Annotated in this window: 21 protein-coding genes, 1 pseudogene and 1 riboswitch; of the genes and pseudogenes, 8 read left to right on the top strand and 14 right to left on the bottom strand. The window is 63.6% G+C overall.

The features are described from left to right. Window positions 1–17 precede the first annotated feature (17 nt). The 7 genes and pseudogenes from HB777_09050 to HB777_09020 all read right to left on the bottom strand — a co-directional run bounded on the left by HB777_09050 (window position 18) and on the right by HB777_09020 (window position 6,811). A complete protein-coding gene (locus tag HB777_09050; protein ID QND64039.1) occupies window positions 18–605 on the bottom strand; it encodes an NAD(P)H-dependent oxidoreductase in 588 nt (195 codons plus the stop codon). After that, window positions 605–1,185, bottom strand: a pseudogene (locus HB777_09045) (NAD(P)H-dependent oxidoreductase). The gene HB777_09050 and the pseudogene HB777_09045 overlap by 1 nt, the downstream one beginning before the upstream one ends. Next, window positions 1,185–2,588, bottom strand: coding sequence for an FAD-binding oxidoreductase (locus tag HB777_09040; GenBank protein ID QND68714.1), 1,404 nt, complete (start codon window positions 2,586–2,588; stop codon window positions 1,185–1,187). The pseudogene HB777_09045 and the gene HB777_09040 overlap by 1 nt, the downstream one beginning before the upstream one ends. Further along, window positions 2,588–3,901 (bottom strand): cytosine deaminase, encoded by a 1,314-nt coding sequence (locus HB777_09035; GenBank protein ID QND64038.1) that lies wholly within the window; start codon window positions 3,899–3,901, stop codon window positions 2,588–2,590. The genes HB777_09040 and HB777_09035 overlap by 1 nt, the downstream gene beginning before the upstream one ends. Before the next feature lie 230 nt (window positions 3,902–4,131). Further along, window positions 4,132–4,983, bottom strand: a complete 852-nt coding sequence (locus tag HB777_09030; GenBank protein ID QND64037.1) for an ABC transporter permease — start codon at window positions 4,981–4,983, stop codon at window positions 4,132–4,134. After that, a complete protein-coding gene (locus tag HB777_09025) occupies window positions 4,970–5,794 on the bottom strand; it encodes an ABC transporter ATP-binding protein (GenBank protein ID QND64036.1) in 825 nt (274 codons plus the stop codon). The genes HB777_09030 and HB777_09025 overlap by 14 nt, the downstream gene beginning before the upstream one ends. A gap of 12 nt (window positions 5,795–5,806) precedes the next feature. Then, window positions 5,807–6,811: an ABC transporter substrate-binding protein gene (locus HB777_09020; protein QND64035.1), complete on the bottom strand. Its 1,005-nt coding sequence runs from the start codon at window positions 6,809–6,811 to the stop codon at window positions 5,807–5,809. Window positions 6,812–7,075: 264 nt separating this feature from the next. Here HB777_09020 and HB777_09015 point away from each other — a divergent pair, with 264 nt between their 5' ends. From HB777_09015 to HB777_09000, 4 genes are all read left to right on the top strand, one after another. Then, the gene (locus HB777_09015) at window positions 7,076–7,459 is read left to right on the top strand and encodes a RidA family protein (GenBank protein QND64034.1); all 384 of its coding nucleotides are present in this window, start codon (window positions 7,076–7,078) and stop codon (window positions 7,457–7,459) included. Window positions 7,460–7,682: 223 nt separating this feature from the next. Next, entirely contained in the window at window positions 7,683–8,486 is an 804-nt protein-coding gene (locus HB777_09010; protein QND64033.1) for a creatininase family protein, read from the top strand. A gap of 102 nt (window positions 8,487–8,588) precedes the next feature. Beyond that, entirely contained in the window at window positions 8,589–8,837 is a 249-nt protein-coding gene (locus HB777_09005) for a type II toxin-antitoxin system ParD family antitoxin (protein ID QND64032.1), read from the top strand. Beyond that, window positions 8,837–9,133 carry a type II toxin-antitoxin system RelE/ParE family toxin gene (locus tag HB777_09000; protein QND64031.1) on the top strand — a complete coding sequence of 99 codons (297 nt, stop codon included), beginning with the start codon at window positions 8,837–8,839 and terminating at the stop codon, window positions 9,131–9,133. The genes HB777_09005 and HB777_09000 overlap by 1 nt, the downstream gene beginning before the upstream one ends. A gap of 22 nt (window positions 9,134–9,155) precedes the next feature. Here HB777_09000 and HB777_08995 read toward each other — a convergent pair whose 3' ends face one another. Next, window positions 9,156–9,665 (bottom strand): protein tyrosine phosphatase, encoded by a 510-nt coding sequence (locus tag HB777_08995; protein QND64030.1) that lies wholly within the window; start codon window positions 9,663–9,665, stop codon window positions 9,156–9,158. Further along, window positions 9,662–10,687 carry a threonine-phosphate decarboxylase gene (locus HB777_08990; GenBank protein QND68713.1) on the bottom strand — a complete coding sequence of 342 codons (1,026 nt, stop codon included), beginning with the start codon at window positions 10,685–10,687 and terminating at the stop codon, window positions 9,662–9,664. Before HB777_08990 ends, HB777_08995 begins: the two co-directional genes overlap by 4 nt. 19 nt (window positions 10,688–10,706) lie before the next feature. On the opposite strand from HB777_08990, the gene cobD reads away from it, so the two are divergent. Beyond that, a complete protein-coding gene (cobD, locus tag HB777_08985; GenBank protein QND64029.1) occupies window positions 10,707–11,675 on the top strand; it encodes a cobalamin biosynthesis protein CobD in 969 nt (322 codons plus the stop codon). Between the two features lie 519 nt (window positions 11,676–12,194). On the opposite strand, the gene cobO is transcribed toward cobD, so the two are convergent. Genes cobO through HB777_08965 form a run of 4 tightly spaced genes read right to left on the bottom strand, consistent with a single transcriptional unit; the run spans window position 12,195 to window position 14,329 of the window. Then, complete coding sequence (cobO, locus tag HB777_08980; GenBank protein QND64028.1) at window positions 12,195–12,809, bottom strand: cob(I)yrinic acid a,c-diamide adenosyltransferase; 615 nt, start codon at window positions 12,807–12,809, stop codon at window positions 12,195–12,197. Window position 12,810: 1 nt separating this feature from the next. After that, on the bottom strand, window positions 12,811–13,326 hold the full coding sequence (cobU, locus tag HB777_08975; GenBank protein ID QND64027.1) for a bifunctional adenosylcobinamide kinase/adenosylcobinamide-phosphate guanylyltransferase: 516 nt from the start codon (window positions 13,324–13,326) through the stop codon (window positions 12,811–12,813). Further along, window positions 13,319–14,134 (bottom strand): CbtA family protein, encoded by an 816-nt coding sequence (locus HB777_08970; protein QND64026.1) that lies wholly within the window; start codon window positions 14,132–14,134, stop codon window positions 13,319–13,321. Before HB777_08970 ends, cobU begins: the two co-directional genes overlap by 8 nt. 15 nt (window positions 14,135–14,149) lie before the next feature. Continuing rightward, window positions 14,150–14,329, bottom strand: a complete 180-nt coding sequence (locus HB777_08965; protein QND64025.1) for a CbtB-domain containing protein — start codon at window positions 14,327–14,329, stop codon at window positions 14,150–14,152. A gap of 35 nt (window positions 14,330–14,364) precedes the next feature. Then, window positions 14,365–14,562, bottom strand: a riboswitch (cobalamin riboswitch). A gap of 139 nt (window positions 14,563–14,701) precedes the next feature. On the opposite strand from HB777_08965, the gene HB777_08960 reads away from it, so the two are divergent. Next, entirely contained in the window at window positions 14,702–15,868 is a 1,167-nt protein-coding gene (locus HB777_08960) for an aromatic ring-hydroxylating dioxygenase subunit alpha (GenBank protein QND64024.1), read from the top strand. 139 nt (window positions 15,869–16,007) lie between these two features. Here the strand turns inward: HB777_08960 and HB777_08955 are convergent, their stop codons facing one another. Then, a complete protein-coding gene (locus HB777_08955; protein ID QND64023.1) occupies window positions 16,008–17,207 on the bottom strand; it encodes an MFS transporter in 1,200 nt (399 codons plus the stop codon). Window positions 17,208–17,416: 209 nt separating this feature from the next. Between HB777_08955 and HB777_08950 the strand changes: the two genes are divergently transcribed. Together HB777_08950 and HB777_08945 are read left to right on the top strand one after the other, a co-directional pair. Further along, a complete protein-coding gene (locus HB777_08950) occupies window positions 17,417–18,415 on the top strand; it encodes a DUF1624 domain-containing protein (protein ID QND64022.1) in 999 nt (332 codons plus the stop codon). After that, window positions 18,412–18,888, top strand: coding sequence for an isoprenylcysteine carboxylmethyltransferase family protein (locus tag HB777_08945; GenBank protein ID QND64021.1), 477 nt, complete (start codon window positions 18,412–18,414; stop codon window positions 18,886–18,888). The genes HB777_08950 and HB777_08945 overlap by 4 nt, the downstream gene beginning before the upstream one ends. The last annotated feature ends 65 nt before the right edge of the window (window positions 18,889–18,953 follow it).

The raw sequence follows: 18,953 nt of genomic DNA, 5'->3' as shown, positions 1-18,953 counted from the left end.
GGGGGAGGGTAAGGAACTCAAAACCTTTCCAGCTTCGCTCGCACCTTCGCCAGAAACGCCGCCCGCGTCGTCGGCGTCGAAGCATCCATCAGATAGTGCGCCAGGAAAAAGGTCCGGCAGCGCGTCGCGCACAGTGCCCGCATGCCGCGCAAAAGGGTCTTGCGTCCCGGCTGGCCGACGACGACGCTCCACCAGGTCGGCGCACCGCAAGTGGTGATGACGCCGACCCTGGTCACATGCGTCATCAGCGACTTGATCCGGCCTTTGCCGGCCGGCAGCTTGAAGGCGACGTCCGTTGCCCACACCCGGTCGAGCCAGCCCTTCAGCATCGCCGGCAGCCCGTACCACCAGGTCGGATAGACGAACAGGATCGCTTCGGCCCAGTTGAGCAGCTCGAAATGCGGCCTCAGCGCTGGATCCTGCGGCGCCTGGTCGTTGTAGGAGCGCCGCTCGTCGCAGCCCATCACTGGGTCGAATTTCTCGGCATAGAGGTCGAGCAGCCGCACCTCCCAGCCCCTCGCCTTCAGCACGTCCACGGCGGTGTCGCGTATGGCGGCGCAAAAGCTCTCGGGCACCGGATGGCAGTAGACCACCAGCGCGCGCATCAGAAGGCGTCCATGCTGGCCGCGACCTTGGCCGTGAAAGCCTTGCGCGTTTGGTCGGTAGACAGGTTCATCGCGTAGTGCGCGAGGTAGGTCACCGGCGCGCCGGGTTTTACGGTGGCGCGCAGCATCCGCTTGATCAGCCTGCGCGGCGGATCGCCCATCAGCATGGCGCGGAAGCGGCTGCCGCCATAGGTGGTCACCGCCGCAACTTTTTTATGTTGTGCAGCGACGGCTGCACCTTGCCGTCGACCAGCTTGAACGACACGCCGGGCAGGAAGACGCGATCGAAAAAGCCCTTCAGGATCGCCGGAAAGCCATAGTTCCAGACCGGATAGGAGAGCACCAGCGCATCCGCCCGCAGCAGGCGCTCGACGTAAGGCGCAACCGCATCGGCGGGGCCACGCTGATTGTGATAGTCCAGCCGCTCCTGGCGCGTCAGCCGCGGATCGAAATCCTCGGCATGGAGATCGCAGTCGTCGACCGTATGGCCCGCCGCCGTCAACCGCTCGACGATCATCCGGTGCAGGCCGGCATTATAGCTGGTCTCGACCGGATGGGCGTAGAGGACAAGGATGTTCATCAGCCGGCCTTCTGCAGCCCCTTGAACAGAAAAGTCCGGCCCGAACGGTAATCATAATCCGGGTTCTCCCAGGCGATCATCTTGCCTGGGTTGAGCAGGCCTTGCGGATCGGTCTCGCGCTTGAAGGCAAGCTGCACCGCGTCGGTCTGCTTCATGCCGCCCTCTTCCAGCGTGTAGCGATGCGGATTGAAGATCGGGCAGCCGTTCTCCTCATGCAGGCGCACGATCTCGTCGAGCCGCGCCTCGCTGGTGAACTTCACCAGCGGCAGGCCAAAGCAGGTGATGTTGCCGTCCAGCCGCACGAATTCCAGATGCGAGAACACCTCGCCTGGAAACATCGCATCCATCTTCTCGACCAGCGCAAGCTGATTGGGGAAGGGATAGAGCGACTGCAGATAGGTAATCGAAGGATCGACGCGCAGCGCCCTCAGCGTCGTGTGGTTCCAGGCCAGCTCATAGGCCGGCGGCAGGCCCTTTTTCTCATCCGGCGTCGCTGTGGCTGCATTGTAGATCACCTCGCCGCCGGCACGCCGGGTGAAGGCCAGGAAGGCATCCAGCCCATGCTGCGCCACCATGACGACGCATATGCTCTGCCCTTCCCGGAAGAATTTCTGGTGCCGCTTGAAATAGAGCTGCGGCACGGGTGCGGCTATCGGCGTGATCAGCTTGGTCAGGATGCCGTCCTGGCAGGCCAGCGCATTGCCGTAGCGGGCCGCATCCATGAAAGCGTCGAAGCCGACGATGACGTCGACCCAGTCATAAGCAGCGGTCAGCGGCATCTCGACTTCGGTGATGATGCCGTTGGTGCCGTAGGCATGGGTCACCTTGTGCAGGTCCTCGCCGGTGAGTTCGAGTGCTTTCGGCTCGGCCTCCATGGTCACCACGCGCAGCCGCAGCACATTGCCGAAATCGCGCAGGCCGCCGAAATTGATCGAGCCGACGCCGCCCGAACCGCCGGCGATGAAGCCGCCGATCGAGGCGGTGTTGTAGGTGGACGGTGACAGCCGCAGCTCCTGCCCGGAATGCGCCCGCGTCGCCTTGTCGATATCGGCCAGGATCGCCCCCGGTCCGGTCACAACGCGACCCGGCGCGATCGACTTGATCTCGTTCATCTCGGCAAGGTTGAGCACGACGCCGCCGGAGAGCGGCATCGCCTGGCCGTAATTGCCGGTGCCGCTGCCGCGCGGTGTCACCGGCACGCCGTGGCGGTGACAGGCGGCAAGCACGCGGATCAGTTCGGCCTCGGTCTTCGGCGTCACGATCAAATCGCCGGTGACATGGTCGAGCTGCTGCTTCAGCACCGGGCTGTACCAATAGAAGTCGCGGCTCTTCTGCTGGACGATGGCCGGATTGTCGTCGATCTTCAGGCCTTCGAGATCGCGTTTGAGCGCCGAAACGTCCATCATTCCACCATCAGTTCGTCGAGTTCGGCATAGTCGGGCAGTTGCCGGTCGATCGCGCGCCCAGCGCGCACGACGATGCGATCCGATTCGGGCCGCGACAGCAATTCCGTCCAGCTTCGACCTTTGAACAGGATGAAATCGGCATCGCCGCCGGCGGCCAGCGTGCCGAAACCGTCGAGCCGCATCACCTTGGCGGGCGTCGCGGTGACGGCTTGCGGCCAGTCGGCGACCGGATGATCGAAGTGCAGGATGCGCGTCGCCATGCGGTAGACCTCCAGCATGTCGAGATCGCCATAGGCGTAGAAGGGATCACGCGTGTTGTCGGAAGCGACCGCCACCGGAATGCCCCTCGCCTTCATCTCGTGCAGCAGCGTCACGCCACGCCAGCGCGGCGTGGTGCCGTCGCCGCGCCGATCCTGCAGATAGAGATTGCACATCGGCAGCGAGACGACGGCGAGCCCGGCCTTCGCCACCTTGTCCAGCGTGTCGAGCACATCGAGGTCCGGCTGGCGCGCCAGCGAACAGCAATGGCCGACAAGGATCTTGCCTTCGAAGCCATTCCAGATTGCCGCCTCGGCGATCTTCTTCAGCGATATGGCGGAAATGTCGTCGGTCTCGTCGGCATGGAAATCGAGATCGAGGCCATGCTTGATGGCTTGCGCGAAGACATGGTCGAGCAGCTCTTCGAGATCCGGCACCATATAGGTGACCACACCGAGCACGCCTTTGGCCGCGGCAACCCTTTTTGCCAGCCTGTCGAACCATTTCCTGTCGCGCACGCCCTCGATGCCGAGCAGGCAGGCGCCCTGCAATTCGATGCGGCCGCGCCATGTCTCGCGCATCGTCTCGAACACCGGCCAGGAGATTTCCTCCTGCGGCGCGACGCTGTCGAGGTGAGTGCGCAGCGCCCTGGTGCCATGCGCGTAGGCTGAGCGCAGCGAGAAATCCATGCGTTTGGCAAGGTCCTCGGCGCTCCAGCGCGCGACGCGGTCGGCGCCGGCGGCATTCAGCGCGCCCATGAAGGTGCCGTCGGGATTGGGTTTTCGCGGCCAGATATGACCCTTGTCGATATGCGTGTGGCAGTCGACGAAGCATGGCAGCACGATGCGGCCGCCAAGATCGACAGCGTCCGCCGGCACTGCTGCACGCCCATGCGCGATGATGCCTGCGACCTTGCCGTCAGCGACGGCTATGTCGGCAAGCGCAAAGCCATCGCTGTCGAAGGTGGTGGCAAGGTCGGGCGTAACGGATGCATGAACCCGAACGTTGGAAAGTACGAATTGGCCGGTTTCTGGAATGACTGCGGAGGTCATCGCTGCCCCTCATCCGCCTACCGGCACCTTCTCCCCGTATAGTGACGGGGAGAAGGGACTTGGGCGCAACGATTGCGCCTTTGCTGCGACGCCGGTGATTGGCGAAACCCTTGATGATGGCGTCCTTCTCCCCGTCACTATACGGGGAGAAGTGCCCGGCAGGGCGATGAGGGGCGGCGCCAACGGCGGTATGGGCGAGAGCCAGCTTTCGACCAAAACACAAAAGACCATCACCGCTCCTGCTTCAGTGCGCTTTCGTGCCAGCGCCGCAAAATGAGATGCGAAATCAGCGACAGCACGAGGAAGATCAAAATGCCGGTGAGCGAGATCAGGAACAGCGCCGCGAACAGCCGCGGCGCGTTGAGCCGGTAGCCGGCCTCGATGATGCGCGAGGCAAGGCCCGACGACTGGCCAGTGGTGCCGGCGACGAACTCGGCCACCACGGCGCCGATCAGCGACAGGCCGCCGGCGATCTTCAGCCCGCCAAGGAAATAGGGCATCGCCGCCGGCAGCCTGAGATAGCGCAATTGCTGCCAGCGCGTCGCGCCATTGAGCTTGAACATGTCGCGCAGATTGCGGTCGACGGAGTTGAGGCCAAGCGTGGTGTTGGACAGGATCGGAAAGAAGGCGACGATCCAGGCGCACAGCAGAAGCTTGGTCGTCTGGTCGTTCACATAGATGTTGATGAGCGGAAAGATCGCCACGATCGGCGTCACCTGCAGCACGATGGCGAAGGGGAAGAACGACATCTCGACCCATTTCGATTGCGCGAACAGCACCGCCAGCCCGACCCCGCCGATGACCGCCAGCGCCAGGCTGAGGAAGGTAATGCGCAAGGTGACCAGCAGTGAGGAGAACAGCAGGCCGGCATCGTTGTAGAGCGTCCACAGCACCACGCCGGGGCGCGGCAGGATGTATTGCGGAATCGCGTTCCAGACGCAGATGCGATCCCACAGCCAGATCGCCAGGATCATGATCGCCAGCGGCAGCACCCAGCGGCCGATCCGCTCGAACCGCTCCTGGCGCACGCGGCGCGCTTCCTCGGGGTCGAGTTCGAGCACGCGCTCGTCAATGGCCGTCATGATGCGCGCCTGCTGTTGAATTGATGGCCTGGACCAGCACATCGGAGGTCTGACGGCACAGTGCCGCATAGTCAGGCGAGGTGCGAAACACCTCGTCGCGCGGATAGGAGGCCTCGATGGCGAGTTCGTCGAACACTCTGCCCGGCCGCGCCGCCATGACGACGACGCGGTTGGAGAGGAACACGCTTTCAAAGACGCTGTGGGTGACGAAGACGACCGTGAAGCGTTCGTCCTGCCACAGTTCCAAGAGATCGTTGTTGAGCTTGAAGCGAGTGATCTCGTCGAGCGCCGCGAACGGCTCGTCCATCAACAGCACGCGCGGTTTGGTGACCATGGCGCGCGCAATGGAAACGCGCATCTTCATGCCGCCGGACAGTTCGCGTGGCACCGCGTCTTCGAAACTGGTCAGGTGAACCCGCGCCAGCATTTCCGTTACCGCTGGTGCCGCCTTGGCGCGGCTGATGCCCTTCAGCCGCAGCGGCAGCCAGACATTGTCGAAGACGCTGGCCCAGGGCAGCAGCGTCGGCTCCTGGAAGACGAAGCCGATGTTCGAGCGGTCAAGCGAGCCGCCGCCGCGCCAATCAAGCACGCCGGAGGTTGGCGTCGACAGGCCGGCGATCAGCCGCAGCGCTGTCGACTTGCCGCAACCCGACGGCCCGAGCAGGCTGAGGAAATCGCCTTCCCGGATCGTCAGGTTGACGTCGCTCAGCGCCGTCACGCCGTTGGAGAAGACCTTGCCGACGCCTCTCAGCGCCAGCAATGTCGAAGCAACGTCCGAGGCCGGCGCTTGCGCCACCTTTTCCCTTATCATGCCGGGACCGGCCTATTTCTTCAGGTCGAGCCCGACGCCCTTGTTGACGAAGGTCAGCGTGTAGGCCTTCTTGATGTCGATGCCGTCAGGCGTGACCTTGGCCTTGACCATCTTGTCGTAAAAACTCTTGACCCGCTCGTCGGTCATGGCGCCGATGCCGAGCTTTTCGGTGTCGCCGGAATCGGCCAGGCCGAACTTCTTCATCTGCTCGATCGAGAACGCGATCTGCTCGTCGCTCATGTCGGGATTGTCTTTCTTGATCATGTCGTTGGCGGCCTTGTTGTCGCCGTAGAGATATTTGTACCAACCCTTGGCCGAGCCATCGACGAAGCACTGGACCACCTCCGGCTTCTTGTCGATCGTGTCCTGCATCACCTCGATCGTCGTCGAGTAGGTGTCCCAGCCATAGTCGGCAAGCAGGAACTGGTTCGGCACGAAGCCGCCCTCCTTCTTGACCGCGAATGGTTCGGAGGTGACGTAGCCCTGCTGGATCGACTTCTTGTTGGCGAGGAAGGGAGCGGTGTTGTAGGTGTAAGGCGCGCGCTTGGAGGCGTCGAAGCCGAGTTCGATGACCATCCACTGGAAGAAGGTCTGCACGCCCTCGTCGCCCAATATGTACTGGTCGGCGTTCTTCAGGTCCTCCCATTTGTCGAGCCCCTCGCCGGGGTGGGACATGATGACCTGCGGGTCCTTCTGGAAATCCGCCGCCACCACGCGCATCGGAATGCCTTGCTGGACGGCATCGAAAGCCGACAACAGATTGCCGCCCATGTAGAAATCGATCTTGCCGGCAAGCAGCATCGGCCGGCCGCTGACCTGCGGACCGCCCTGCATGATGGTGACGTCGAGGCCGCAGGCAGCGTAGGTGCCGTCCGCCACGGACTGATAATATCCGCCATGTTCCGGCTCGGCCAACCAGTTGGTGCCGAAGGTGACTTTTTCATTCGCAGCCGCACCCAGCGTGCTGGCTGCAAGCAAGGCCACAACCGCCACCGAGATCTTCTGTCTTCCGTACATCGACACCACCCTTTGTTTGCTCCGGCGCGCCACGCGCCAGGCTCGACACCAAAGATTCAAGAAGCAAGACACATGCCACCGGCGCCTTGCGCCGGGACCGCCCGCTTGAAAGGCATTGCACTGCCAAGGGCGGACGGGTCATGCTGTACGGAAGGCATCGTGCCTATTTTTTGAACGCCTGTCCACAATCGCCCGGGCAACATGCACCGCCATCTTGAAGGTGCAATGGGTCAGGCCTTAGGCTGCGCCAAACCGGAGATTGCGATGTTCAAATTCCTCACCCCGAAGTCGATCAAGCAGCCCTTTGCCCGCTACAGCCACGGCGTCGAGGTGCCAGCGGGTAAGCGGCTGGTGCTGTGCTCGGGTCAGGTCGCCATCACCGCGGACGATCAGATACCGGAAGACGCCGGCGCGCAGGCCGAACTTTGTTTCCGCAACATCGAAGCGGTGCTAGGCGAAGCTGGGCTGGGTCTGCAAGACATCGTGCGCATCAACGCCTATGTCACCGACCGCGCGCATCTGCGGCCGTATATGGACGTTCGCGACCGGCTGTTTTCCAGCCCCGCGCCGGCATCGACGCTGATGATCGTCTCGGGATTTGCCCGGCCCGAATTCAAGGTCGAGGTCGAAGCGATCGCGGCCGGGTGATCGGCCTAAGCGAGGCGCTACGAATCGACAGGCTGGCAATCTGAAGCTACACCACACCAAAGTCTGCGCTGCCCCTCATCCGCCTGCCGGCACCTTCTCCCCGTATAGTGACGGGGAGAAGGGTGAAGCTCCAACGCTGGCGCCCCCTCTCCCCGTTCTTCACAGGGAGAGGGTAAGGGTGAGGGGCAGCGCCGACGCCAGATCAATTCCGTCGAGGCTCGAAATGAACGAAACAAAAAGACGTGTGTGGTGGGGCGACTACCGGACCACCGAATACGCCTCGATCGACCCGGAGGCGACCATCGCCGTGCTGCCGGTGGCGGCGATCGAGCAGCATGGTCCGCATCTGCCGGTTTCGACCGACACTTCGATCATGAACGGCATGCTCGACACTGTCATTTCGCGCCTGCCCGACGACCTCGACATCCGTATCCTGCCGGTGCAGGCGGTGGGCAAGTCGAACGAGCATCTTCACGCGCCGGGCACTCTTACTCTGCCGGCAACGACGCTGGTTGAAGCCTGGACCGAACTTGGCCTCTCGATCGCGCGCGCCGGCGTGCGCAAGCTGATCGTCGTCAATTCGCATGGCGGCAATGAAGAGATCATGGGCATCGTCACGCGCGAACTGCGCGTGCGCGAAAACATGCTGGCCGTGAAGACCAGCTGGCAGCGCTTCGGCCGCCCGGCCGGCATGTACACCGAACTTGAGGACCGCCACGGCATCCATGGCGGCGATGTCGAGACCTCGCTGATGCTGCATTTCCGACCCGATCTTGTCGACATGGGCAAATCAGACAATTTCGTTTCCAACGTCGCGAAGGCCGAGAAGGAATTCTCGCTGCTGCGCCACACCGGCACCCACGCCTTCGCCTGGATCGCCAGCGACCTCAACCCGAACGGCGTGGTCGGCGACGCCAGCATTGCGACATCAGAAAAGGGCCGGCTGACGGCAGAATATCAGGCCGACGGTTTCATCAGCCTGCTGCGGGATGTGCGCAAGGCGAAACTCGCAGAGTGGTTGAAGTAGCCTCCAAACCAGTGGCCTGGCATCGAAAGGCAGGCGCTGTCACAGGAGATTTTGACAAACTTTGCCAAAATGGACCATACTGGACGGGATATGGAGGCCAGTATGGCAACAATGAACGTATCATTGCCCGACCCGATGAAGGATTGGGTTGAGGCGCAAGCCGAAACGGGCCGCTACGCCAACGCGAGCGATTATGTGCGCGATTTGATCCGTCGGGATCAGGAGCGCAATGACAAGATTGCCGCCATGCAGCGCTTTGTCGATGATGGCTTGAGGAGTGGCATCGGCAATCGATCCAGGGACGCGCTTTTCACTGAGGCGGTTAAGCGCGCTGAAAAGACACCCGGGTAGTGGGATTTCGCCTTTCTTCAGCTGCGGAAGAGGACATTGTCGGTATTGCCGAGCAAGGGGTACGCCTGTTCGGCGCTGTGCAGGCCAGACAGTATCATGACGAGTTGTTCGCGATCTTTGACCTGATCGCCGCCAGTCCCCGAATAGCGCGGGAGCGGCTTGAATTGGCGCCACCGATGCGTATCCATCCCTTCAAGGCCCATCTTGTCGTCTACCGGATCGAAGCCGACGGCGGCGTGTTCATTGTCCGGGTGCGCCACGGGCATGAAGATTGGGCGAATGAAGGCACTCGATAGCCCAACAACGATATATAGGCAGCTAACTGTCGATCTTCAGCGCGAAGGGCGTGCCCTCAAAGGCATCCGCGCCACGCCCGATCGATTCGATCGCCTCGACCATGCGGCCCTTTCTATCGAGCAGCGCGTCGGCCACGGCGATCAGTCGCGGATTGGGCGTCGCCGATGGCGACAGCGCCCGTAGCGTCCGCGCCAGCTCGGCCTCGTCACGCTTTGGCGCCAATGCCGCGGCGATGATGTAGGCCGAAGCGGTCGAGCGGCTGATGCCGGCATAGCAATGCACGAGCATCGGCCTTGCCCGGTCCCAGCGGCGCGCGAAATCGAGCAGGTTGCGGACATGCTCCTCGCCCGGCATGGTCATGCCGTCCTGCGCCACCGCAATGTCGTGCATGACCAGATGGAGGTGGTTCTCCCTCAAGATCGACGCCGGCCGCACCACCTCCGTGCCGGCGGCGAGCAGCGACAGCATGCGGTCGGCGCCGGTCCTGGCCACCGTTTCCTCGATCTTTGCCAGCGAGCAGACATGGATCATTGTTTCAAACCCTTCGATCGATCCTCGCGCCGTGCCGCCCATTCGGCAAGAGCGGATTCGAGCCGCTGCCACTCCAGCTCACTCCCCGGCAAGCCGGCGCGCAGAACGTCAGGCCGGTCGGCAAAATGCCGAAGCAGGATGCCGCGCTCGCCAAGTGCGGAAAACAGGCCGGCCGCATCGGCCAAGCGGAGATAGCGGAACAGCGTGGTGCCGCCCGCGACGGGAACGCCGAAGCGACCGAACAGTGCATCGAGCCGCGCCGATTCACCGGTCAGCGACGTCCGCATTGCGTCCTGCCAGCCGATATCGGCAAGCGCGCGGATGCCATATTCCAGCGCCGGGCCGGCGACGGCCCACGGTCCGAATTGCGTTTCCAGCCGTTCGACCGTCGCAACGTCGGAAAGTGCAAATCCAAGCCGCAGGCCGGCCAGACCGAAGAACTTGCCGAACGACCGCAGCACGACGATGCCGCGCCGATCGACATCGCCCGCGAGGCTGTGTTCGCGCGGGCCGACATCCATGAACGCCTCATCGACGACCAGCAGCCCGCCCTTCGCGCGCAATCCGGCGGCCAGAGCCAGCAACCGGTCGCGCTCTATGACACGTCCGTCCGGATTGTTCGGATTGACGATGATGGCAAGGTCGGCGCCGGCCAGATCAGCGAAATCGCCAACCTCGGTCACCTCGTGCCCCGCGATCACTGCCGCGCGGGCATGTTCGGCATAGGTCGGCCCCAGCACCAGCGCCTTGCCGGGCGCGATCAGCGAGGCGACGCGCGGCAACAGGATTTGCGTGCCCGGAGCCGCCGCGACATTGGCTGGCGACAGCGCGCCATAGGTGCTGGCCGCGATCTCTATCAGGTCACGCGTGCGCGCGGCTTCCGGCAAGCGCGACAGCGAGGTGGCGGGCAGGTCGAAAAGCGGATAGGAGTGCGGATTGATACCGGTCGAGAGGTCGACGAAAGGCAGCATGGCGTTGGGGAAAAGCGCCCTCGCCCGGCCAAGACTTCCACCATGGTCCACCGCTCCTTCAAGAAGCTTCATGTCAGTCCTGATCGCTTTCCTGTCATTGGCCGTCGAATTTGTCCTGGGCTACCCGGACTGGCTGTTTCGCGCCATCGGCCATCCGGTGACGTGGTTCGGCAGGCTGATATCCTTTCTCGACCGCAGGCTCAACCACGCCGCTGATCCCGACGCGCTGCGTCGCAAGCGTGGTGTCCAGGCGCTGCTGGTCATCGTGCTGGTGCCGGCGGTGATCGGCCTCGGCGTGCAGATTCTGTTTTGGTTCGTTCCCATGGGCCTGATCATCACGGCCCTCCTGGCAACGTCGCTTCTGTCGCAGAAGAGCCTTTATGAGCATGTGGAGGCGGTAGCCGACGCGCTCGACACCGGCGGCTTGGCTCTGGGCCGCGTGGCCGTCTCGCGAATCGTCGGCCGCGATCCCGAAACGCTGGATAGAGCCGGTGTCTGCCGCGCGGCGATCGAGAGCCTGGCCGAGAATTTTTCCGACGGCATCGTCGCCCCCGCCTTCTGGACCGGTGTCGGCGGCCTAGCCGGCGGCGCGGCCTACAAGGCCGCCAACACCGCCGATTCGATGATCGGCCACCGCACCCCGCGCCACGAGGCCTTCGGCTGGGCGGCAGCGCGCTTCGACGATTGGATCAACCTGCCGGCATCGCGGCTGACGGCATTGCTGATCGTGCTGGCGGCGTTCCTGGTCAGGGGCGCCGATCCGCGCGATGCCTGGCACGCGGTGTGGCGCGACGCGAAAAAACACCGCTCGCCCAATGCCGGCTGGCCGGAAGCGGCGATGGCCGGCGCACTCGGCCTGGCGCTCGCCGGGCCGCGCAGCTACGGCGGCGTCCTGGTTGACGATGTCTTCATGGGCGAAGGTGGGCGGCGCGAAGCCGACAGCGTCGACATAAGGCAGGCGCTGAAACTCTATCGCGTCGCCGACTACCTGCTGATCACGCTGTTTGGGTTGGTCGCGGTCGTCGTTGTTCTGGCGTGACCTCACCCTCCCCCTTGTGGGTTCTCTCCCGAAGGTGAGGAAGGGAGCCGGGCTGCAACAGGTTCGCGCCTTTCCTCTCCCCCGTCGATCGGCTACGCTATGCACACATCTTCTTTGACTGGCATGACTGATCGGCCCGAGGCTTGATTGCCAGGTGGTTCCCCCAATCCGTCGCTGCTTCGCAGCGCCACCTTCCCCCTCCGGAGGGAAAGGAAGGGAGCGTTGCTGGACGAGCGTTGACGGCAAAAAGCTTGGCGCCTTTCCTCTACCCCGTCGATCGGGGGAGAGGTGGCTCGGCGAAGCCGAGACGGAGTGGGGGTCGACCTGCTCGTCAGTCGCGTTTTCGCACCCGCCGGGTGGCGCCTGCCAATCGGCGGCCGCGCGTTCGATAACCGCCTTCCCCCAATCCGTCGCTGCTTCGCAGCGCCACCTTCCCCTCCGGAGGGAAAGGAAGGGAGCCCCGCTGGGAGCGTTGGCGACCAGACTTGAATGCTTACCCACAAAAGGGGACAACAGATCTCAGAACTCGATCCCCTGCTGGGCCTTCACGCCCGCGGAAAAATGGTGCTTGGTCACGCCCATCTCGGTGACGAGGTCGGCGGCCTCGACCAGCGCCGGCTTGGCGTTGCGGCCGGTGACGACCACATGCAGCCCCTCGCGGCGGGCTTTCAGCGCCGCAACCACCTTGTCGAGATCGAGATAGTCGTAGCGCAGCGCAATGTTCAGTTCGTCGAGCACCAGAAGGCTGATCGACGGATCGGCCATCAGTTCGAGCACCTTGGCCCACGCGGCTTCGGCGGCGGCGATGTCGCGCTTCAGGTCCTGCGTTTCCCAGGTGAACCCCTCGCCCATCGCGTGCCAGACGACGCGGTCGCCGAAAGCGGCGAAGGCGTCCTTCTCGCCGGTGTGCCACTTGCCCTTGATGAACTGGACGACGCCGACGCGCTTGCCATAGCCGAGCATCCGCAGCGCCAGGCCGAAGGCGGCCGTGGTCTTGCCCTTGCCCGGACCGGTGTTGACGATCAGCAACCCCTTCTCGACCGTCTTGCTCGCCACCTCGGCATCCTGCACCGCCTTGCGCTTGGCCATCTTCGCGCGGTGGCGTTCTTCGTCCTTATTGTCGATGTCGGTCATGTCATTTCACCTTGAGCGGCAGCCCCGCCACCATCAGCAGCACCGTATCGGCGATGGCAGCGACCTGCTGGTTGAGCCGGCCGGCGGCGTCACGGAAACGGCGTGCCAGTGCATTGTCCGGCACGATGCCCTGGCCGACTTCATTGGACACCACGAACCAGGGTCCACGCGGCCGCGACAGCACGTCCGCCAGCCGACGGCATTCAAGCTCGATATCGTGATCGGCCAGCATATGATTGGTCAGCCACAGCGTCAGGCAGTCGACAAGCACAGGCTGGTTGTCGGGCAAGGCCCCGAGCGCGCCGGCGAGATCGAGCGGTGCGTCGATGGTCGTCCAGCCTTCGCCGCGCCGTGAGCGGTGCAGCGCGATGCGCTCACGCATCTCGTCATCATAGGCTTGCGCGGTGGCGATATAGGTCCAGGGCGGCGGCAAACCCGTCGCCAAGGTTTCGGCGTGCACGCTCTTGCCGGAGCGCGCGCCGCCAATGAGGAAGGTCAGCTTCCTGTGATCAGGCAAAGCTGTCGCGCAGGCTGGTCGCCGTGCCGGTGAAGCGGCCGCGCACCACGCCGACGACCGCGCCGAGCACCAGCCAGAACACCAGATTGGTCACAGTCACCGCCACCACGAACTGGTGATGCAGGCCTTCCGGAATCGCCGTCTTGTAACTGTCGGGCTGCGGCGCGCCGACAATATGCGGCGCGACGATCAAGGCCACGGCCAGGATCGCCAGCGGCAGCGATTTTCGGAAGGCGATCAGGCCGAGCCCGGCCGCGGTCGCCGCCACCGTTGCCCACCACCAGATCTGGCGCTGGGTGAGATCGGCAGCCGGCATGGCCGGCAGTTCCGGTGGCAGGCCGAGGGCAGGCGCCAGCGTAAACACGGCAAAGCCGGCCAGGCCCCAGAACACGCCCTGGCGCCAATTGCCGATGCCGCCGGCGAATTCCGAAACCGCGACCAGGATCAGCGCGAAGCCGATACCGGTGACGATATTGGCAAGCACGCTAAACGCGAAACGCTCGAAACCGTCTGCCGGCGCCCAACCCTCGTCTTCCGCGGGTGCGGCCGCTTCCGCCGGTGCCGGCGTGGCAGCGCTCATGGAATTTGTTGCCGGTGCGGCCGAGCTCATCGCGTTGCCTGTGGTGGCATCGGCAGGCGCCGCCGGAGCGGCAGCGTGCTCATGTTCATGGCCGCCTCCGGCCTGTTCGTAGACTTCCGCCTTGAGGATGAGTGGCACGGTGGCATAGGCCTGCATGCAGGCGAGAACGACGCCGGCCACGAGCCCTGCGATCGCCGCGATGAACACGACGTTGCGAAACAGGTTCATGATGTCAGATCCTCGTCAGTGGCAGGGAAACGCCATCGAATGGCGATAGTCGTGAGCCGCATTGTGGACCGCATCGATATGCGAGAAGCCGACAAAGCCCATCACGAAAATGCCGAGAAACGCAGCAAGAGCGAGCTGCATGAAGCGCGACTGCGAGGAGACGGAGGCGCCGAGGGAGACGGAAGCGGTAGTCATATCTTGTCCTTTCGCCCTCCACCCGAGGGCATCGAAGTCAGTTTCCTGTCGCCGGCAGGTCTCCTGGCTCGCGGATCAGCGCCCTTCCCCACCTTCCCGAAGAAAAGATCTTCAGTGGCATATGGAGAGGACTACCGCACACAGTTGCGGGGGCAGCCACGGCATTGGGTGAAACTCACCCGCACCGCATTCCCTCTTGGCTCCAAAATGGAACCGACGACATCGGCGACTATAGGCAGAATCCTCGCCTCCGGCAAACCAAATTCCGCCGACAACCATCGCGAATGCGTCGTACCAGCCGAGGCCCGCCGGTGCTGCAATTGACAATTTTCCTGGCCGGGTGTCGGCTGGCATCTCTAGAGGAAGCCAGCCATGCAGCCCATTGCCAGCGAGCGCGATCCCTACAACGGCTTGACCCGGGCCGAACCGACGCTGCCGTCATCGGCCTATTGGGATGCAGGCGCCTACCAAAAAGATCTCGACGCCATCTGGTACAGAAGCTGGCTGCTGGTCTGCCGCGAGACCGACCTTGCGCAACCGCTGGCTTTCCGCCGATTCCGCATCGGCACGCAGGATATCGTCGTGCTGCGAGACGAAACCGGCGAACTGCGCGCCTTTCACAATACCTGCCGCCATCGCGGCTCGCAGCTTTGCCAGGAAAGCGAAGGCCGGCTGAAGGCGCGGCTGATCACCTGCCCCTACCACGCCTGGTCCTATTCCCTGCGTGGCGACCTCGTGCGCGTGCCGTCGAAATCGCTGCCGGAAGGCTTCGACAAGGCCGACCACTCGCTCTATCGCGTCGCACTCTCGGTGTGGCGAGGTTTTGTTTTCGTCAATCTGCAGGAGGACGCGGCCGGCTCGGCGCAAACGTCCTTCGATTCGGCCTCCGGCGACCTCGGCAACTGGCCGCTGGAGACGCTGGTCAGCGGCCATGTGCTGCGCAAGGTGATGAACTGCAACTGGAAGATTTTTTGGGAAAACTTCAACGAGTGCCTGCATTGCCCAGGCGTCCACAAGGAGCTGTCGCGGCTGGTGCCAATCTATGGCCGAGGCCTGATGGGTCGCCACGACGACCCCGAATGGGTTCGCCATGCCGACAATGACGCGCCGGAGTTCTCCGGCGGCTTGCGCACCGGCGCCGAAACATGGTCGCGCGACGGCCAGGCGCATGGGCCGGTCTTCGCCGACCTCACACCAGCAGAGCGCGCCGCCGGCCAGACCTACGCCACCAGCCTGCCGTCGATGTTCGTCGTCGGCCATGTCGACTATGTCAGGACGGTGCGGCTGGTGCCGCTCGGCCCCGAGCAGACCGAGCTTGTCGCGGAGTGGCTGTTCGCGCCCGAAGCGCTCGCCACGACCGACATCGACAACATCGTCGCCTTCGGCACGCAGGTGCTGGAGGAGGACGCTGATATCTGCGAGGTCAATCAGAGAGGCCTGCGCTCGATGCGCCACACGGCGGGCGTGCTGATGCCCGAGGAATACGACCTGCACCGCTTCCACAACTGGGTGCGCGAGCGGCATGCGGCAACCGCCTAGTCGGCCTTCAGAATTCGCTCCGGCGAGGCATATGGAGTGGTTTTCGAGAACCGGCGCGCAGCGGACTTTTGGGTCCGTGAGCACCGGAAGCGGAGAAAATCGCGACAGATGTCCGCCGGAGTAGAATTATCAAGGTCGACTAAAGCGATTTCGGCAGATAGCGCCATGTCACAAAGCCACAGACTGCCGCCAGCAGGCCGAGCGTGACGAACACCGAGCCGAGCCCGAAGAAGGCCAGCACCACGGAATAGACCAGCGGCGGCGTCAGCTCGGAAAAGTCGAGATAGGTGCGATAGACCGCCGCCATCTGCGATCTTTCATAGGAGCGCACCGAGCGCATGAAGGCGGTCGAGCCGAGTGCATCGAGCGCGATGGTGAAGAAGGCGCCGCAGAGAAGGAAGGCGCCGGTGAGCAGCGGCACGGTTTCGCCCACGAAGCCTGCCGCCAGAAGCGTGGCCGACATGGCGAAATAGGCAAATGTCATGGTCCTGCGGCCGCCGAAGCGCTTTCCTGCCTTGCCCCAGAAGATGGCCATGAACAAAAGCGCGTTGCCGGCCGAGACCAGCAGGCCGCCGGCCAGCTTGCCCTCGCCGGTGATCACCATGAACAGCGGCCCATAGACAAAGAACGTCGTCCAGAAACAGGAGCGGCCGAAGGCGATCAGCCAGGCCAGCCTCAATCTGGGCTGGGCAATGAAGCGGCCGATATTGGCGAGCGGATTGGCCGGGCGCGTCTTGCCCGGGCGGATCGACGGGTTGTCGCCGAGCCGGTAGGTCCAGAACAGCGCCAGCAGGGCAAACGCGAACACCGCCACCGCACCATGCGCGGCATAGATGCCGAAGCGCGTGTAAAGGAAGATGCCGAGCGTCGGCCCACCGGTCCAGGCCAGCATCGACCACGCCATACGCAGCGATTCGGCCTGCATGAAATCGGTCTTGCGGATGTGGTCCATGATGTAGAGGTTGAGCGTGATCGACAGCGCGCTGGCGCCCATCACGCGGCACAGCATGCCGGCCAGTTGCCCGGCAAGCGTGTCGGTGACGAAGAACAGCGAGCCGATGGCCAGCAGGCAGGCGCCTGCCGTGTAGACCCAGCGGCGGGCAAAGCGGCGGATCAGCATTGGCATGAACAGCGTCACCGACAGGCCGAGCATCGCCACGACGGTGTAGAGGATCGAGACGATCTGCTCGTTGTGGAGGATCTCGTAGGCCTGGATCGGGATGACGCTCGACACGGTGGCGCGGGCGAAGGATTCGACCGCATAGAGCGAAGCGAAGGTGCGCGCATCCGCGGCCTTGAGGGCCGGTAGCCAGATCGGATGGCGCACATGGGTGGACATTGCTTCCCCAAAGCAGAATCACCGGTCAAATCTGCCGTGGCGATCCCCGCGCCAATAAGAGGAAACCGACGCGCAGCCGGCAAAAAGCAAAACCGGCCAAAGGCTTCCCACCACTGGCCCAATGCGGCGGCTGATCGGAGCTCCCGGTCTTCTTTTGTCCGGGGCAACCGTGATAGTCCTCCAGCGGGGCTGAATCAGAATGCGAGACCATGAGCATCCAAACGCCGACCGCACCCGTTCAGGATCGACCAAAGCGCATCGTCGCCATCGACATCGTGCGCGGCATCGCGCTGATCGCCATGGCGAGCTACCATTTCACCTGGGACCTGGAATTCTTCGGCTACACCGACCCCGGCCTGACTGCCTTCGGCTGGTGGAAGATCTACGCGCGTTGCATCGCCTCGACCTTCCTGTTCCTGGTCGGCGTCAGCCTGTACCTTGCCCATGGCCAAAAAATCCGCTGGAACGGCTTCTGGAAGCGGTTCGCCATGGTCGCCGGAGCCGCGATCGCGATTTCGGTTGTCACCCGCATCGCAACGCCCGACGGCTTCATCTTCTTCGGCATCTTGCATGAGATAGCGCTTGCCAGCCTGCTTGGACTCGCCTTCCTGCGGCTGCCGGCTTTGTTGACGCTTGTCGTTGCCGCGCTCGTCATCGCAGCGCCTGTCTATCTGCGCTTCGAGGCGTTCGATCACCCGTGGCTGTGGTGGGTCGGCCTGTCGGCGAACAATCCGCGCTCCAACGACTACGTGCCCCTGTTTCCGTGGTTCGGCGCTGTGCTTCTCGGCATCGGCGTCACCAAGCTTGCCACGGGCGCGGGTGTCTTGACTCGGCTGGCGAACCTCAGGCCCGGCCGCTGGGCCAACCCGCTGCTTTTCATCGGCCGCCACAGCCTGGCCTTCTACCTGATCCACCAGCCGCTGCTGATCGGCTGCGTGTGGCTGTTCTCGCAAATCATGCCGGCACAGGTCGAAACCCCGCAGGTGAATTTCCTCAAAACCTGCCAACTGTCTTGCGAACAGTCGCGCGACACCGAGTTCTGTTCGAGCTACTGTGTCTGCATGCTCGATACGCTCGAGGGCGAGGCCACGCTTGATCGGCTCTACAACAACGACCAGACCGCGGAATGGAAGGCACATTTGTCCGATCTTGCCGGCATGTGCACTGCCAAAACCGACAGCAAATTGATGGAGGAAGGGGGCAAATGACCGAGAACCAGCCGAAGCCGGGGCTCATACCGTGGCCGCCGCTGATCTATATCGCCGCCATCGCCATCAGCATCGTGCTTGGCCTGCTCTATCCCCTGCCCTGGATCGGCGACCTCCTGGGCGATATTCTGTTCGCCGCCGGCTGGGTCGCACTGCTCGGCGTCGCCGCACTCTGGTTCACCGCGATCCGCACCATGATGCGCGCCAAAACCACGCTCAACCCCAACGCGGTGCCCGATCACCTCGTCACCACAGGTCCCTTCGGCGTCACCCGCAATCCGATGTATCTGGCCAACACGCTGCTGCTGATCGGCGTCGCCTTTGTCTCAGGCATCGTCTGGTTCCTGCCGCTCGCGTTCATCGCCGCCTATGCCACGCAAAAGGTCGCGATCGAAGGCGAGGAAAAGGTGCTGGCAGCGAAGTTCGGCAAGAAATACCGCGACTACGCGAAAAGGGTGCGCCGCTGGATTTGAGCTGGCGCCCTGGTTTCCATCGCGCAGAATTTCGACAGGCCGCTTCGCTGATGGGGTCGCCGCGT

The organism is Mesorhizobium loti (assembly GCA_014189435.1).
Taxonomy (GTDB): domain Bacteria; phylum Pseudomonadota; class Alphaproteobacteria; order Rhizobiales; family Rhizobiaceae; genus Mesorhizobium; species Mesorhizobium loti_G.
Note: the sequence above shows the minus strand (reverse complement) of the source record. Positions and strands in the feature narration are given on the sequence as shown.

Coding starts and splice junctions, on each gene's coding strand:
- HB777_08960 (QND64024.1), top strand. CDS start 14,702: ATGCAGCCCATTGCCAGCGAGCGCGATCCCTACAACGGCTTGACCCGG.
- cobD (QND64029.1), top strand. CDS start 10,707: ATGTCAGTCCTGATCGCTTTCCTGTCATTGGCCGTCGAATTTGTCCTG.
- HB777_09010 (QND64033.1), top strand. CDS start 7,683: ATGAACGAAACAAAAAGACGTGTGTGGTGGGGCGACTACCGGACCACC.
- HB777_09005 (QND64032.1), top strand. CDS start 8,589: ATGGCAACAATGAACGTATCATTGCCCGACCCGATGAAGGATTGGGTT.
- cobO (QND64028.1), bottom strand. CDS start 12,809: ATGACCGACATCGACAATAAGGACGAAGAACGCCACCGCGCGAAGATG.
- HB777_08970 (QND64026.1), bottom strand. CDS start 14,134: ATGAACCTGTTTCGCAACGTCGTGTTCATCGCGGCGATCGCAGGGCTC.
- HB777_09050 (QND64039.1), bottom strand. CDS start 605: ATGCGCGCGCTGGTGGTCTACTGCCATCCGGTGCCCGAGAGCTTTTGC.
- HB777_09025 (QND64036.1), bottom strand. CDS start 5,794: ATGATAAGGGAAAAGGTGGCGCAAGCGCCGGCCTCGGACGTTGCTTCG.
- HB777_08950 (QND64022.1), top strand. CDS start 17,417: ATGAGCATCCAAACGCCGACCGCACCCGTTCAGGATCGACCAAAGCGC.
- HB777_09035 (QND64038.1), bottom strand. CDS start 3,901: ATGACCTCCGCAGTCATTCCAGAAACCGGCCAATTCGTACTTTCCAAC.
- HB777_09030 (QND64037.1), bottom strand. CDS start 4,983: ATGACGGCCATTGACGAGCGCGTGCTCGAACTCGACCCCGAGGAAGCG.
- HB777_09015 (QND64034.1), top strand. CDS start 7,076: ATGTTCAAATTCCTCACCCCGAAGTCGATCAAGCAGCCCTTTGCCCGC.
- HB777_08945 (QND64021.1), top strand. CDS start 18,412: ATGACCGAGAACCAGCCGAAGCCGGGGCTCATACCGTGGCCGCCGCTG.
- HB777_08955 (QND64023.1), bottom strand. CDS start 17,207: ATGTCCACCCATGTGCGCCATCCGATCTGGCTACCGGCCCTCAAGGCC.
- HB777_08965 (QND64025.1), bottom strand. CDS start 14,329: ATGACTACCGCTTCCGTCTCCCTCGGCGCCTCCGTCTCCTCGCAGTCG.
- HB777_08995 (QND64030.1), bottom strand. CDS start 9,665: ATGATCCATGTCTGCTCGCTGGCAAAGATCGAGGAAACGGTGGCCAGG.
- HB777_09040 (QND68714.1), bottom strand. CDS start 2,588: ATGGACGTTTCGGCGCTCAAACGCGATCTCGAAGGCCTGAAGATCGAC.
- HB777_09020 (QND64035.1), bottom strand. CDS start 6,811: ATGTACGGAAGACAGAAGATCTCGGTGGCGGTTGTGGCCTTGCTTGCA.